Below are 14,673 nucleotides of genomic sequence, written 5' to 3'. Positions count from 1 at the left end.
CGAGCCCTGCCGCGCCACCGCGGCCACAGCCCGTGGGCGGCCGCCGCGGGTTCGTCCGCCGCCACCGTCCGGTGCCCGTCAGATCCGGACGTGCAGGCGGGCCTTGGCGACCGCGTCCCGGGGGATGCGGTGGGAGCCCTCCGCGTCGGTGACCACGACGGCGCCGTCCTCCAACCCCTCCAGCCGGCCCAGGAAGTGGCGCCGGCCCTCCACCGGCCGGTAGGTGGTCACCTCCACCTCCCGGCCGCGGAACCAGGCGAACTCCCGGTCGTTGCGCAGCGTGCGGTCGAGGCCGGGGGACATGACCTCCACGACCACGTCCTCGTCGAGCCCTGCCACACCCTCCAGCACCGGGTCGAGGGCCTCGCTGAAGGCGGCGCACTCGTCCATGGTCACGCCACCCGGCCGATCCACCACGCACCGCAGGAACCAGCGGCGCCCCTCGCGCTGGTACTCCACGTCCAGGAGCACCAGCCCCCGGGCCTCCGCCAGGGGCGCGGCCACGGCCTCCACGGCCGCCTCGACCTTGCGATTGCTCACCGTGTCGCCTCCCCGAGGGCATCGTCCCTGGCGCGCCGACGCGACATCGCCCCCAAACGATCGAAAAGAGTGGGCGCGGGACCCACTCTTCCGGGACCATCGCTGGTTGGCGGCATCGCCCGGCGGGGCGCCCCGCCGGGTCCCCAACGGCCGCCCGGCCACCGCGGCCGGGCACACCTGCCCAGAAGCAAGACCAGCGCCCCGGGGGCGCTACCTTGGCCTGAGTATAGCACAGCGCCCAGGACCCGGCAAGGAACCGTCGGTCGCCGCGTGACGGGCGGGCACGGCCCCGCGCGCTTCAGGAGGCGATCGGATCCCGCGGCTCGCCGCCGACCGAACCGCCGGTCCGGCCCCCGCCGACGGCGCGGGACGCAAGCCCCCCTCCCGCGGCGCCGGGCGCGGGGTCAGATCCCCCGCTGCGCCCACCGCCGGCGGACGCCTAGCGGCCGAGGCCGCTGCTTTGGAGGAACAGCGGGTTGAGGGCCAGGCCCACCCCGCCCGCCACAACCATCCCCACGATGGTGTGGAGGATCCGGCGGCCGAGGGCCGTTCCCCGCGCCCCCTGGTGGACGATGGGTACGAGGATCACGGCGCTGGCCAGGGAGGCCAGCACCGTGCCGTAGGCGGCCTGGACCGGGTCGATCCGCCCCTGTGCGGCCAGGTTGGCGGCAGTGGCCGCGCTGGAGGCGCTGGAGACCAGCCCGCCGAGGAAGCTCACCACGTAGAAGCCCGCACTGCCCAGGTGGCGCTGGCCCAGGGTGGCGACGACGTTGAGGACCAGGAACACCATGCCGAACTCCAGCGCCGCCCGCAGCGAAAAGGGGGACGAGAGGCGCACGGCCGGGACCCCTTCGCCGGCCGCGACCCGGGCGCGCCACGCCAGGGCGAGGGCCACCGCCAGCATCAGCCCCACCGGCAACAGGCCGTAGGGCAGCGCCGTCGGGGCGAACAGCCCGAGGATCAGCCCGTTGCGGACGAACATCGCCGCCTTGGCCAGCATCACCCCCCGGAAGGCGAAGGGCTCCAGGGCGGGGCTCTCCCCCACCTTGATCGCCATCTCGGCCACCGTGGCGGTGCTGTTGACCAGGCCGCCGAGGAAGCCCGTGTAGCTGACCCCCCGGGCCCCGTAGACGCGGAGCAGCACGTAGTTGGCGAAGCCGATGGCGGAGATCAGCACCACCATCAGCCACACCCGGCGCAGGTCGAACAGGCCCCATGGGTCCACGGGCTCCCGCGGCAACACGGGCAGGATGACGAAGGTGATCACGCCCAGGTAGATGGCGGCGTGGAGCTCGTCCCGGGAGATCAGCTCGGTCCAGCCCACCAGCTCCTCCTTCCACGCCAGCAGCAACAGCATCAGGATGGTGGCCGCCACCGGGGTGAAGATCTGCCCCCGCCCGACCAGGATGCCGTTGAGGGCGGTGAGCAGCAGGGCCACCGAGGTGGTGATCTCCACGCTCTCCTGCGCCCGCAGGTTCTGCCAGCTGTTGATCAGCACCAGCAGGGCGGTGAACCCCAGCACCGCCAGCATGAAGGGCAGCCGGTACGGTGGATCCGCCGAGGCGGCCAGCGTCCCCGCCAGCGCGGTGAAGGCGAAGGTGCGCATGCCCAGCTCCTTGCCCGCCCGGTGCCGCTCGAGGCCCACCAGCAGGCCCAGGGCCAGGGACAGCGCCAGGTTCTGCAGATCCAGCAGCGTCGCCTCCGGCCGCATCGGCCGCCCCTCCTCCCCGGGGAACCCGGTGCGCCCCGCTGGCCGTCGGCCCCGGTGCCGGGCGCCACGGATCGACCGCCCGCCCCCGGGGCGTGCCGGGCGCGGCCCCTCGGGCACCCCGGACCGGTGGGCGGGCGGGGGCCGGCTGGCCGGCGCGGGATCCCGCGGTCGCGAGGCTCACCGCTTGCCCAGGGAGCCGTCGCGCCGGTTCAACTCGTCTAAGGCCGCCCGGACGCGCCGCGCCACCTCAGCGGCCGCCTGCTCCACCGGCACCGGGTCGGCCTGGCCGGTGGCCCGGTCGACGATCTCCACCTTGCCCTCGGCCAGGCCGCGCGGCCCCACCGTCACCCGCAGGGGGAACCCCACCAGGTCGGCATCGTTGAACTTCACGCCCGGCCGCTCGTCCCGGTCGTCCAGCACGGCCTCCACGCCGGCCTCCTGCAGCGCGCCGTAGACGCGGTCGGCCGCCTCGCGCTGGTCGGCTTCGGCATAGTTGACCGGCACCACCACCGCGTGGAAGGGGGCGACGGACATGGGCCAGATGATCCCCCTCTCGTCGTGGTGCTGCTCGATCACCGCCGCCACCGTACGGGTGACGCCGATGCCGTAGCAGCCCATCACCATCGGCCGCTCCCGGCCCTCGGCGTCCTTGAAGGTGCAGTGGAGCGCCTCGCTGTACTTCGTCCACAGCTTGAAGATCTGGCCCACCTCGATGCCCCGGGCGGAGGCCATCGGCGCGCCGCACTCGGGGCAGGCGTCGCCCGGCCCGACCAGCCGCAGATCCGTCACGCGGTCCGGGGTGAAATCCCGTCCCGGGTTGACGTTGAAGTAGTGGTAGCCCTCTTCGTTGGCGCCGCAGACGGTGTTGCGCAGCGCCATGACCTCCTCGTCGGCCAGGACGGGCACCCCCTTGAGCCCCACGGGACCCGCCGAGCCCGTGGGCACGCCCGCCACCTCCAGGACCTCGGCGCGGTCGGCCATCCGCACCGCCAGCGCCCCCATGGCGTTCTTCAGCTTGACCTCGTTGAGCTCGCGGTCACCGCGCACCAGCGCCGCCACCAGCTGGGGCTTGCGTCCCTCGTAGATCGCCCAGTAGAAGAGGATCTTGATCTGCCGCGCGGGCGGGATGCCCTCCGCCTCGGCCAGCTGGGCGATGGTGCGCACCCCAGGCGTCGGCCGCTTCTCCAAGGGCCGCGGGGGCTCCTCGACCGGCGGGGCCAGCCGGTTCGTCGCCTTCTCCACGTTGGCGGCGTAGCCGCACGCATCGCAGTATACGATCAGCGCCTCGCCGTAGTCCGCCAGGGCCATGAACTCGTGGGTGCCCGAGCCGCCGATGGCGCCCGGGTCGGCCGCCACCACCCGGAAGACCAGGCCGCAGCGACTGAAGATGCGCCGGTAGGCGTCGTCCATGGCCCGATAGCTGCGTTCCAACCCCTCGGCGTCGACGTCAAAGGAGTAGGCATCCTTCATCACGAACTCCCGGGCCCGCATGACGCCGAAGCGCGGCCGGATCTCGTCCCGGTACTTGTTCTGGATCTGGTAGAGCAGCAGGGGCAGCTGCCGGTAGGAGCTCACCGTGGCCCGCACGAGGTCGGTGATGATCTCCTCGTGGGTCGGGCCGAGGCAGTACTCCCGGCCGTGACGGTCCTTGAGCCGCCACATCTCCTCGCCGTACTCCGCCCACCGCCCCGTCTCCCGCCACAGCTCGGCCGGCTGGACGATGGGCAGCCCCACCTCGAGCCCACCCTTGCGGTCCATCTCCTCCCGCACGATGGCCTCCACCTTGGCCACCGCCCGCCGCCCGAGGGGCAGCCACTCGTAGATGCCCGCCGTCACCCTGCGGATCAGCCCCGCCCGCAGCATCAGGCGGTGGCTGGCGATCTCCGCCTCCGCCGGGTCGTCCCGCAGGGTCGGGATCAGCAGCCGGCTCCACCGCATGGCTTCCGCCTCCCGTCGCACCCGTGGGCTGATGGAAAGCGTGAAAAAAGCCTTTCGCCCGCTGCGGACGAAAGGCTGGCCCGCGCCACCCCCCGGGCGGCCGCCCGCCGCCGGTACCGGGCGACGGTGCGCTGCCCCGCGCCAGGGGGCGTGTCCTGCCACCTTTCTCCTCTTATTCCTACCATGTCCCGGGGGGCCGAACAAGATGCGCCGCCCCTGGGCCATGCCGCCCCGGCCCCCGCGGCCCCCGTCGCGGGGCCGACAACCCGGTCGACGCCCCCGGCGGCCGCGCCGGCGCTCCGCCGTCCCTCGCTCCGACCTCCCTCGGCCCGGGCGGCCTGGCACCCCCGCCGGGTGGCACCCCCGCCCGGTCGCATGACGGGAGGCCTCCCGGGCCGGCTCGCATGGCGGCCCGCCGTGTGCGCCGGCTCGTTCGGCGGGCGCCCCCCGGGCCGGCTCGCATGGCGGCCCGCGCCGACCCTGAGCCCCGGCTCGCCTGGCGGGCGCCCTCCCGGGCCCACGCGCCCGCCCGCCCCCCGGTTGGCCCGGCCCACCGGCTTGCCCGGCGGGCGACCGCCCGCACCCGCCGACCCTTGGGGCGCCCTACGCGCCGGTGCGGCGTCCTGCCCCGGCCCCGCCCCGCCCGCCGAAGCGGCGGGCCACGTAGTCCTCGAGGATCTCCAGGAAGCGGGGCACCACGTCGTCGCCGCGCAGGGTGGTGTACTTCTCGCCGTCGACGTAGACCGGGGCGGTGGGCTCCTCGAAGGTGCCGGGCAGGGAGATGCCGATGTCGGCGTGCCGGCTCTCGCCCGGTCCGTTGACGACGCAGCCCATCACCGCCACCTTGAGCTCCTCCACGCCGGGGTACCGCTGGCGCCACTCGGGCATGCGCCGCTGGATGTAGGCCTGCACCTCCCGCGCCATCGCCTGGAAGAAGGTGCTGGCGGTGCGGCCGCACCCGGGACAGGAGCTGACCTGGGGCATGAAGGAGCGGAGCCCCAGGGACTGGAGGATCTGCTGGGCGACCCGCACCTCCTCCGCCCGATCGCCGCCGGGCGTGGGCGTCAGCGACACCCGGATCGTGTCGCCGATCCCCTCCTGCAGGAGCACCGCGAGCCCGGCCGTGCTGGCGACGATGCCCTTCATCCCCATGCCGGCCTCGGTCAGGCCGAGGTGCAGCGGGTAGTCGCACCGCGCCGCCAGCTCGCGGTACACGGCGATCAGGTCCTGGACCTCGGAGACCTTGGCGCTGAGGACGATGCGGTCGTGGGGCATGCCCAGCTCCTCCGCCAGCCGCGCCGACCGCAGGGCGCTCTCCACCATGGCCTCGAGGACCACCTCCCGGGCGCTGCGCGGCTGGGGCCGGCGGGCGTTGGCGTCCATCAGCTCGGTGAGCAGCTGCTGGTCCAATGAACCCCAGTTCACACCGATGCGAACCGGCTTGTCGTACTTCAGCGCCGCCTCGATGATCTGGGCGAAGTTGCGGTCCCGCTGGCGGGTGCCCACGTTGCCCGGGTTGATGCGGTACTTGTCCAGGGCCCGGGCGCACTCGGGGAAGCGGGTCAGGAGCACGTGGCCGTTGTAGTGGAAGTCGCCCACCAGCGGGGTCGAGAACCCGGCGGCCCGCACCCGCTCGACGATGCGGGGCACCGCCGCCGCGGCCTCCTCGTGGTTGACGGTGATCCGCACGATCTCGCTGCCCGCCCGCGCCAGCTCGATCACCTGGTTCGCCGTGGCCTCCACGTCGGCGGTGTCCGTGTTGGTCATCGACTGGACCACCACGGGATGGTCGCCACCGATGGGCACGGGCCCCACCCACACGGTGGGCGTCTTGCGGCGTGGCTTGGGGCCGATCTGCATCATGGGCTCCTTCCTCCGCCCCGGCGGCGCCGCACCGGAATCCACCCCGTCCCCCTGCCGGCTTCCCCCGCAACCTCTTCGCTGCCGGCGGATGCCGGCCCCGGGCGGCGCCGGACCCACCCCGCGGCCCGTTGCGCCCGGTCAGGAGTCGCCGCACCCCCCGACGCGCACGCGCCGGCGCGTCGCCGCCCGTCCCTGCCCCGGTCACGACGCCCCCAGGCGCACCAGGTCGCGGTACGTGATCACGATGGCCAGGAGCATCAGGAGCGCGAAGCCCAGGAAGTGGATCAGGTTCTCCTGTTCCGGGTCCACCGGCCGCCCCCGCACCGCCTCGACGGCCAGGAACAGCAGGCGACCGCCGTCCAGGGCGGGGACGGGCAGGAGGTTGACCAGGGCCAGGTTGGCGGACAGCACCGCGGCCAGCAGCACCACCTGGCTCAGCCCCACCTGGGCGGCTTCGCCGATCTGCTGCCCGATGCCCACGGGCCCGATGACGTCGAACCCGCCGCGGCCGGTGGCCATGTGCACCAGGGCGAGGACGAACCCGGCCGCCACGCGGTACGTCGCCTCGGCCCCCTGGACCAGGGCCTGCAGGACCCCCGTCCGCATGGTCTCCAGTTGGGGCCGGATCCCCACGACGCCGACCCCCGGGCGCTGGGGATCGGGTCGGGGGGTGACGCGCACGGTGAGCACGCGGTCGCCCCGCTGGACGGTGAGCTCCACGGCGCGGCCCCCCGCCGCCTGGATGGCCGCCACCACCTGTTCCCAGGACGCGATGCGGCGACCGTCGATGGTGAGGATCCGGTCCCCCGGCTGCAGCCCGGCCTCGGCGGCGGGGTATCCGGCCACCACCTCGCCGACCACGGGTCGGGCGACGGGCACGCCGATGACCGCGAAGACCAGGGTGAAGAGCACCACCGCCAGGACCACGTTCATGACCGGTCCCGCGGCGATGATCCGAAACCGATCGCCCAGGGGGCGCCCGAGGAACCGGCGTTCCGGAGGGACCCGCTCGAGCCCCTCCTCCTCGGGCTGCATCCCCGCCATGCGGACGAACCCGCCCAGCGGCAGCAGCCGCAGGCTGTACTCCGTCTCGCCGCGCCGGACGAAGGCCAGCCGGGGACCGAAGCCCAGGGAGAACTCGTGCACCAGCACGCCGCTGCGCTTGGCCGCCCAGAAGTGGCCGAGCTCGTGGATCACGATGAGCAGCGCGAAGACGGTCACCGTCCAAAGGAGCGCCACCGACCCACCACCTGCCTGGTCTGCCGGCCCCGCCACGGCGGACGCCGCAGGCACCGCCTGCGGCGTCCGGTCCCGCGCGGCCTCGCGGGCCCGGCCCGAAGCCGTCCCCACCGGCCCGGGCGCGGGGCGCCACACCTTGCCGCGGGATCCGCCCGGATGCCCGCGGATCGCCCGCTGCGGCCGGCCGGGCCCCGGACCCTGTTCCCGGCGGATCGCCCGGGGCGGCGGGCGGGCGCCGTCCGGCTCCCACCGGCTCGCCCCGCGGGGCGGACCGGCCACCGCCCCGGTTCCCGCGCGGTCGCCCGCTGGACGGCCGCCCCCGGCCCACAGCCCGGCCCATGGCCCCTGCGCGGCGGGCGGGCCGCCGCGCCGCCGCCCGCTGGCGCACCTCGAGCCGCCCCGCGGCTCCGCCGGCTCGCACCGACGCCGTCGGGTCCGCGGGCGTCCCGCACCCCCGACGCCGCGCCGTCACGCCGGCGGCGATGCCGCGCCCCCGGGTCCCACGGCCGTTCGCGGCGGCCCCGCCATCTGGGCTCGAGCTTCCTCCCGCGCCCAGGCGTCGGCCTCCAGCACGTCGTCGAGACCCGTCACCGGTCGCGCCCGGTGCCGGTCCAGCACCGCCGCGACGGTCTCCGCGATCCCCGGGAAGGGCAGCCGGCCGGCCAGGAAGGCCGCGACGGCCTCCTCGTTGGCGGCGTTGAGCACGGCCGGCGCCGTCCCCCCGGTCTCCAGGGCGCGGTACGCCAGCGCGAGGCACGGGAAGGTGCGGGTGTCGGGTTCCTCAAAGGTCAGCTTGCCCACGGCGGCCAGATCCAAGCGATCCACCAGCCGGGGCCCACGTTCAGGATAGCACAGGGCGTACTGGATCGGCTGGCGCATGTCCGGCCGCGCCAGCACCGCCACCATGGCGCCGTCCCGCAGTTCCACCAGCCCGTGGACCACGCTCTGGGGATGGACCACCACCCCGATGCGGGACGCGGGCAGGCCGAAGAGCCAGTGCGCCTCGATGACCTCCAGCCCCTTGTTCATCAGGGTGGCGCAGTCGACGCTGATCTTGGCGCCCATGGACCAGTTGGGGTGGCGCACGGCCTGCTCGGGGGTCACGTCCCGCAGGGCCTCGGGGCGCCAGCCGCGGAAGGGACCGCCCGAGGCCGTCAGGATCAGGCGCTCCACCTCCGCGGGTGACCGCCCCGCGAGGCACTGGAACAGGGCGGAGTGCTCGCTGTCCACCGGCAACAGGCGAACACCGGCGGCCGCCGCCTGGGCCGTCACCAGGGCACCCGCGGCCACCAGGGACTCCTTGTTGGCCAGGGCGACGTCCCGCCCGGCCCGCAGGGCGGCCAGGGTGGGGCGCAGGCCCGCGGCCCCGGTGATGGCCACCAGCACCCGCTCGGCACCGGGCCACGTGGCCAGTTCCTCCGCGGAGCCCGGGCCCACCAGGACCCGGACGCCCTCCCGCTCCAGGGCCGGCCGCCAGGCCCGGCCGGCGTCGGGATCCTCCAGGGCCACGGCCTCCGGCCGCAGCCGTCGCACCTGCTCCAGCAGCCGCCGGCCGTCCCGGGCGGCACCCAGGGCCACCGCCCGCAGCCGCTCCGGCATGCCGGCGATGACCTCCACCGCCTGCCGTCCGATGGACCCCGTACTGCCCAGGATGACGACCCCCATCGGTCCCTCGCCCATCGCCGTCCTCCGCCTCCTTCGGGGCGCCCGCGGAGCCGCCCGCCCCGACCCCCCGCGCGGCACCGCCCGGGGCCCGGATGTCGCCGGCCGGTCGCGCCGGCGGCGCGATGACGGCCCATCCGCACGGCACCGACGGCGCCGCGACGCCCCGGGACCTGGACGCACCGCGGAACGCCAGCGCCTCGTCCGTACGGCCGCGGCCACGGCCCCCGGCCGCAGCCGGCGCACCGGCACGGCCTGCCGCCGTCCTAGGCGTCCGCTCCAGGGCGGGTCCCGAGGCCCGCTCGGCGTCGGGATCCTCGTCCCAACGGACACCCCGGACGCCCCGACGGTACCCCGAGCGGCCGCCGGGCCGCCGGGGTCCCCTGGACCGTAGGAAGGCCACGGCGTGGCTCGCACCCCACCCCGAGCGCCCCGTGTACCGCCCCAGCCATCCCGGCCGCTACGGCCGCCACGCCCCACCGTCGCGTCCACGGTATCCCGGCGCACCCTTTGCCGCCCCGGCCATCCCGGCACGCCATCACGTCCACGGCGCCCCCGGCGCCCCATGTGCCGCCCCGCCCGCCACGACGCGGCGCCGCCCCCTGGATCAGGGCCCCAGGATCGGCAATCCGGACCGCCCGGCCCCGCCCATCCCCCCGCCGCCGGCCTCCGCCCGCGTCCGCCGCCCCCGCCGGCCCTAGCGCCACGGCCGCATCCAGGCGGCGAACAGCACCAGCGCCGGCAGCAGGCTGTCGATCCGATCCAGCATGCCGCCGTGCCCGGGCAAGAGGGAGCCCGAGTCCTTGCGGCCTGCGCGCCGCTTCCACCACGACTCCCAGAGGTCGCCCAGCTGCCCCGCCACCGCCGTCCCGGCGGCCGCCGGCAGCAGCTCCAAGGCGGAGCGGTCGAGCAGGCCCGCCAGAAGGGCCGCCGCCACCAGGGCGCCGGCCAGGCCGCCCGCCGCGCCCTCCCAGGTCTTCCCGGGGGAGATCCGCGGCGCCAGCGGCCGCCGCCCCCATGCCCGTCCGACGAAGAAGGCCGCGGTGTCCTGGACCCACAGGATGATCAGCGGCACCAGCAGCCACGCCGGCCCGGCCTGCCGGAGCCAGAGGGCGCACGCCAGGGGGATCCCGACCCACGCGGCCACCCCCGCCGCCACCACCCCGCCTCGCAGCGAGGCCGCCGGCCCGCCTCCCAGCAGGCCCGCCGACATGCCTCCCAGCGGGCCCGGCGCCCCGCCTCCCAGCGGGCCCGCCGACGAGCCCGCCCCGGCGGTGGTGGGGGCGGCGGCGGCCGCCCCCACCACCGCCGCGGCCAGCGGCGCTGCTGCCATGGCCGCCGCGGGCGGCCATGGCAGCAGCGCCAGGGCGCCCATCGGCAGGATCCCCGCCACAGCGCCCACCGCCCGCAGCCGGCGCCACCCGGCCCGGCTGGCCTTCGCCCCGCCCGCCCAAGCCATGGCCTCCGCCAGCAGCCCGGCGGCCTCCCAGCCGGCCAGCAGGCCCACCGCCCCGAGGACCGACGTCAGGGCGCCACCGCCCCACCAGACGGCGGCGAGGACCGGCGGGAGCAGGACGGCGGCGGTGGCCAGACGCGCCGTCAGCATCGTCCCTCGGTTCCGGCCTCGCCGCCGGGCCGGCGACCCCCGCCCGGCGCGGCCGGGGGCTGGCCGCCGCCCGTCGTCGCCGGGGCACGGGTTGCGCCGCGTCCCGCCCCGGTTCCCGCCCCGTCACCCGGGGCGCCGTCGGCCCACGGCCAGCCGCCGGTGTCGCCCCCCGGCGACACCGCCTGGGGCGGGGCGGCGCGGGGGTCGGCGCCGCCCCGCCCCAGGAGCCGCCCCGGGGCGTCCGCGGGCCCGCATCCTGCAGGGTCCTCGCGTCCGCCGTCGGTCCCTCCCGCGCCCTGCCCGGCGTCGGCGGGCGGCCGGAGCCGGGGTGGGCCTGGAGGCGAGGATCCCGGCGCCTCCCCCGGCGCCATGGCACCCCCCGGGCGGCCGGCACCCGGCCCCAGTCCCCCGAAGCGGCGCTCCCGGTGGGCGTAGGCCTCGATGGCCTCCACCAGGTGGACGGGGCGGAAGTCGGGCCAGGCAATGGGGGTGAACCAGAGCTCGCTGTAGGCGATCTGCCAGAGCAGGAAGTTGGAGATCCGCCACTCACCGCTGGGGCGGATCACCAGGTCGGGGTCCGGCAGGTCGGCGGTCTGCAGGTGGGCGGCCAGCATCGCCTCGTCGATGGCCTGGGGGTCGATCTCCCCGCGCGCCGCCTTGGCGGCCAGCCGCCGCGCCGCTCGCGCCAGCTCCCAGCGCGCCCCGTAGTTCAGGGCCAGGACCAGGATCATGCGGCCATTGGACCGGGTGGTCTCGACGGCGCGCAGCACCTCCCGCCGCGGCGTCGGCGGCAGCCCCTCGGGGTCGCCGATGACCCGGATCTGCACGCCGTTGCGGTCGAGCTCGTCGAGGTCCCGGCGGATGTGCTCCACCAACAGGCCCATCAGGGCCCGGACCTCCGCGGGCGGCCGCCGCCAGTTCTCGGTGGAGAAGGCGTAGAGGGTCAGCACCTCGAGCCCGATGTCGCCGGCGAAGCGCACGATCACCCGCACGCTCTCGACCCCGGCCCGGTGCCCGGCCACCCGCGGCCAGCCCCGGCGCTGGGCCCACCGCCCGTTGCCGTCCATGATGATGGCCACATGCCGGGGCATCCGCCCCATGGCCCGGACCCGCTCGACGCGGCGCAGCAGCTCCGCCTCTTCCGGTGGCGGCACGGACGGGCCTCGCTGCGTGACGGGATCGGTCACCGGCTTCCTCCCCTTCACCCGAAGGTCGACCCGGCGGCCCCGACCCCCGGACCCGCCGCCCGGTCGCCTCCCGGCCCGCCGGGACGCCTCACGGCCCCTCGGACCCGCCGCCCTCTCCGGCGGTGGGCGGCCCCCAGCTGGCCCGCGCCGCCTCCCCCAGGGCCCCCTCCAGGTCGGCCCGCGGCAGCGGCGGCAGGGGGAAGGCGGCCACCACGAGCCGCACCGTCCGCGGTCCCTCGGCGTTCCCGCCGTCCGTCCCCGCCGCGGGCGCCCCGTCGTCCGTCTCCCCGCCGCGGGGCACCGCTCCGCCGCCCCCCACCGCCGCGGCGCCGGCCCCCTCGGCCCCCCTGGAGGCCGGGCGCCCCGCGCCGCCAGCGCCGGCGGTCCTGGGGGGAGCACCCCCGTCCCGCCGGCCGGATCCGGCCCGACCGTCCGGACCGGGCGATCCCGCGTCGGGATCGCCGGCCCCAGCCCGCGCCCACTCCGCCCGCACCACCCGCCAGAGGGTGGCGCGCGGCCCGACCTGGCGGGCTCGGCGCCGGGCCGGTTCGTCCGGGGCGGCGGTGACCGTCACCTGGACGACGAGGCCTGCCCCCTCCAGACGCCGGCGCGCCTCCGCCAGGGGCAGGCCGACCAGCTCGCCGAGCTCCCTCACACCTCGCGGATCTCCTTCTCCTTGCCGGCCAGGAGCTCGTCGATGCGGGCGATGGCCCGGTCCGTCAGCTCCTGGACCCGCTCCTGGGCCCGCCGGATCTCGTCCTCGGAGAACCCCTCGTCCTCCAGCTCCTCCAGGTCCTCGTTGGCCTGACGGCGGATGTTGCGGACGGCCACGCGCTCCTCCTCGGCCATCTTGCGCACCCGCTTGACCAGCTCGTTGCGGGTCTCCTCCGTCAGGGGCGGCAGCACGATGCGGATGACCTGGCCGTCGCTGGAGGGGTTGACGCCGAGGTCCGACTTGGCGATGGCCTTCTCGATCTCCCCCATCACGCTCTTGTCCCAGGGCTGCACCACCAGCATCCGCGGCTCCGGCGCGGTGATGGTCGCCAGCTGTTGCAGGGGCGTCGGCGTGCCGTAGTAGTCCACGCGGATCTTCTCCAGCAGCGCGGGCGTGGCGCGACCCGCACGGACCGTGGCCAGCTCCCGCCGGAAGTTCTCCACCCGGGCCTCCATGCGTTCCCGGGCCTCGCGGAGGATGTCCTCGATCACCGGGGATCCCCCCTGACGTAGGTGCCGATGTTCTCGCCCAGCACGGCCCGCCGGATGTTCCCGGGGACGCTGAGGTCGAACACCCGGATGGGGATGTTGTTCTCCATGCAGAGCGACGTGGCCGTGGAGTCCATGACCCGCAGACCGCGGTTGAGCATCTCCAGGTAGTCGATCTCGTCGATCTTCCGGGCGTTGGGGTCCAGGCGCGGATCGGCGTCGTAGACGCCGTCCTCCTTGGTCGCCTTGAAGAAGATCTCCGCCTCGATCTCCGCCGCCCGCAGCGCCGCCGTGGTGTCGGTGGAGAAGTACGGATTGCCGGTGCCGGCGGCGAAGATCACCACCCGCCCCTTCTCCAGGTGGCGGATCGCCCGTCGCCGGATGTACGGCTCGGCCACCTCCTTCATCTCGATGGCCGTCTGCACCCGGGTGTCGACGCCGTGCTTCTCCAGCGCGTCCTGCAGCGCCAGGGCGTTGATCACCGTCGCCAACATGCCCATGTAGTCCGACGTCGCCCGGTCGATGCCCTTGGCGCTGCCCTGCACGCCGCGCCAGATGTTGCCGCCGCCGACAACGATGGCCACCTGGACGCCCAGGTCGACCACCTCCCGCACCTGGCGGGCGATGGAGTCGACCACCTCGGGGTCGATGCCGTACCCGCCGCCGGCCAGCATCTCCCCCGAGAGCTTCAGCATGATCCGCCGGTAGCGGGGCCGCGGCATCCCGTTGTCGCCCCGGCCGGCGGCCTCGGCCGGGGCCGGACCGGCCCCCACCGCCCCGCGAGCGGGCGTCCCCACCGCGGCCGGGCGCCCAGCGCCGCAGCCGCCGGCTACCCCCCCGACCGGTGCACCCGCAGGGGCCGGCACCTCGCCCGACGGAGGCGCGCCGCGGCCTCCTCCGCGACCCGCCGTCCGGGCTTCCGCCGCCGGCCCGGGACCGCCTCGGCTGCGGGCTCGACCTCCCTCGGTCCCGCCATGCTCCACGCTCCCCGCCCCCCGTGCCACGGCCCAGCCTGGGGCGGCCCCTCAGGCGCCGCCCAGCTCGAAGCGCGCGAAGCGCCGCACGCGGATGTTCTCGCCCAGCTTGGCGATGGCCTGCTTGATCAGGTCGCCCACGGTGATCGAGTCGTCGCGGATGTAGGGCTGCTCCTCCAGGCAGACCTGGCTGAAGAACTTGTCCAGGCGCCCCTCGACGATGCGATCGACGATGTGGGCGGGCTTGCCCTCGGCCTCCGCCTGGCGCCGCAACAGCTCACGCTCCCGCTCCACCACCTCGGCGGGCACGTCCTCCCGCCGGACGTACTGCGGCGCCGTGGCCGCCACCTGCATGGCCAGCTCGTGGACCAGCTGCCGGAAGTCGTCGGTGGCGGCGACGAAGTCCGTCTCGCAGTTCACCTCGATGAGGACGCCGATGCGGCCCTGGCCGTGGATGTAGGCGTGGACCAGACCCTCCGCCGTGGCGCGACCGGCCTTCTTGGCGGCGGCCGCCATGCCCCACTCGCGCAGCAACAGTGCGGCCTTCTCCATGTCGCCGCCGGCCTCTTCGAGGGCCCGCTTGCAGTCCATCATGCCGGCGCCGGTGCGCGCCCGCAGCTCCGCGACCTGTTTCGCGCTGACCGCCATGGATGGCCTCCTTCCTCGCTCCCTTCCCGTCGCCCCCTCGGGCCGGGGTCGCGGCGCCCGCCCTGGGCGGCCGCGGCCGCTCCACCGCGCCGTGCCCCAGCC

12 protein-coding genes are annotated in these 14,673 nt (G+C 75.8%); all 12 read right to left on the bottom strand.

Going from position 1 to position 14,673, the window contains the following annotated elements:
- Positions 1-78 precede the first annotated feature (78 nt).
- Positions 79-540, bottom strand: coding sequence for a ribosome maturation factor RimP (rimP, locus tag Q5761_RS04975; RefSeq protein WP_135225341.1), 462 nt, complete (start codon positions 538-540; stop codon positions 79-81).
- 439 nt (positions 541-979) lie between these two features.
- A complete protein-coding gene (locus Q5761_RS04970) occupies positions 980-2,251 on the bottom strand; it encodes an MgtC/SapB family protein (protein WP_318751414.1) in 1,272 nt (423 codons plus the stop codon).
- A 177-nt stretch (positions 2,252-2,428) separates the two neighbouring features.
- Complete coding sequence (locus Q5761_RS04965; RefSeq protein ID WP_318751413.1) at positions 2,429-4,189, bottom strand: proline--tRNA ligase; 1,761 nt, start codon at positions 4,187-4,189, stop codon at positions 2,429-2,431.
- Positions 4,190-4,792: 603 nt separating this feature from the next.
- The gene (gene ispG, locus Q5761_RS04960; protein ID WP_318751412.1) at positions 4,793-6,052 is read right to left on the bottom strand and encodes a flavodoxin-dependent (E)-4-hydroxy-3-methylbut-2-enyl-diphosphate synthase; all 1,260 of its coding nucleotides are present in this window, start codon (positions 6,050-6,052) and stop codon (positions 4,793-4,795) included.
- A 201-nt stretch (positions 6,053-6,253) separates the two neighbouring features.
- Positions 6,254-7,291 (bottom strand): RIP metalloprotease RseP, encoded by a 1,038-nt coding sequence (gene rseP, locus Q5761_RS04955; protein WP_318751411.1) that lies wholly within the window; start codon positions 7,289-7,291, stop codon positions 6,254-6,256.
- A 468-nt stretch (positions 7,292-7,759) separates the two neighbouring features.
- On the bottom strand, positions 7,760-8,971 hold the full coding sequence (locus Q5761_RS04950; RefSeq protein WP_318751410.1) for a 1-deoxy-D-xylulose-5-phosphate reductoisomerase: 1,212 nt from the start codon (positions 8,969-8,971) through the stop codon (positions 7,760-7,762).
- Positions 8,972-9,650: 679 nt separating this feature from the next.
- Complete coding sequence (locus Q5761_RS04945) at positions 9,651-10,559, bottom strand: phosphatidate cytidylyltransferase (RefSeq protein ID WP_318751409.1); 909 nt, start codon at positions 10,557-10,559, stop codon at positions 9,651-9,653.
- Positions 10,553-11,713, bottom strand: a complete 1,161-nt coding sequence (locus Q5761_RS04940) for an isoprenyl transferase (RefSeq protein ID WP_318751408.1) — start codon at positions 11,711-11,713, stop codon at positions 10,553-10,555. The genes Q5761_RS04945 and Q5761_RS04940 overlap by 7 nt, the downstream gene beginning before the upstream one ends.
- Positions 11,714-11,834: 121 nt before the next feature.
- A complete protein-coding gene (locus Q5761_RS04935; RefSeq protein ID WP_318751407.1) occupies positions 11,835-12,401 on the bottom strand; it encodes a PASTA domain-containing protein in 567 nt (188 codons plus the stop codon).
- Complete coding sequence (gene frr / locus Q5761_RS04930; protein ID WP_318751406.1) at positions 12,398-12,952, bottom strand: ribosome recycling factor; 555 nt, start codon at positions 12,950-12,952, stop codon at positions 12,398-12,400. The genes Q5761_RS04935 and frr overlap by 4 nt, the downstream gene beginning before the upstream one ends.
- Entirely contained in the window at positions 12,949-13,671 is a 723-nt protein-coding gene (gene pyrH, locus Q5761_RS04925; RefSeq protein WP_135225331.1) for a UMP kinase, read from the bottom strand. Before pyrH ends, frr begins: the two co-directional genes overlap by 4 nt.
- Positions 13,672-13,974: 303 nt before the next feature.
- Positions 13,975-14,571 carry a translation elongation factor Ts gene (gene tsf, locus Q5761_RS04920; RefSeq protein ID WP_135225330.1) on the bottom strand — a complete coding sequence of 199 codons (597 nt, stop codon included), beginning with the start codon at positions 14,569-14,571 and terminating at the stop codon, positions 13,975-13,977.
- Positions 14,572-14,673 lie beyond the last annotated feature (102 nt).

Source organism: Thermaerobacter composti (assembly GCF_033582035.1).
GTDB lineage: Bacteria > Bacillota > Sulfobacillia > Thermaerobacterales > Thermaerobacteraceae > Thermaerobacter > Thermaerobacter composti.
Note: the sequence above shows the minus strand (reverse complement) of the source record. Positions and strands in the feature narration are given on the sequence as shown.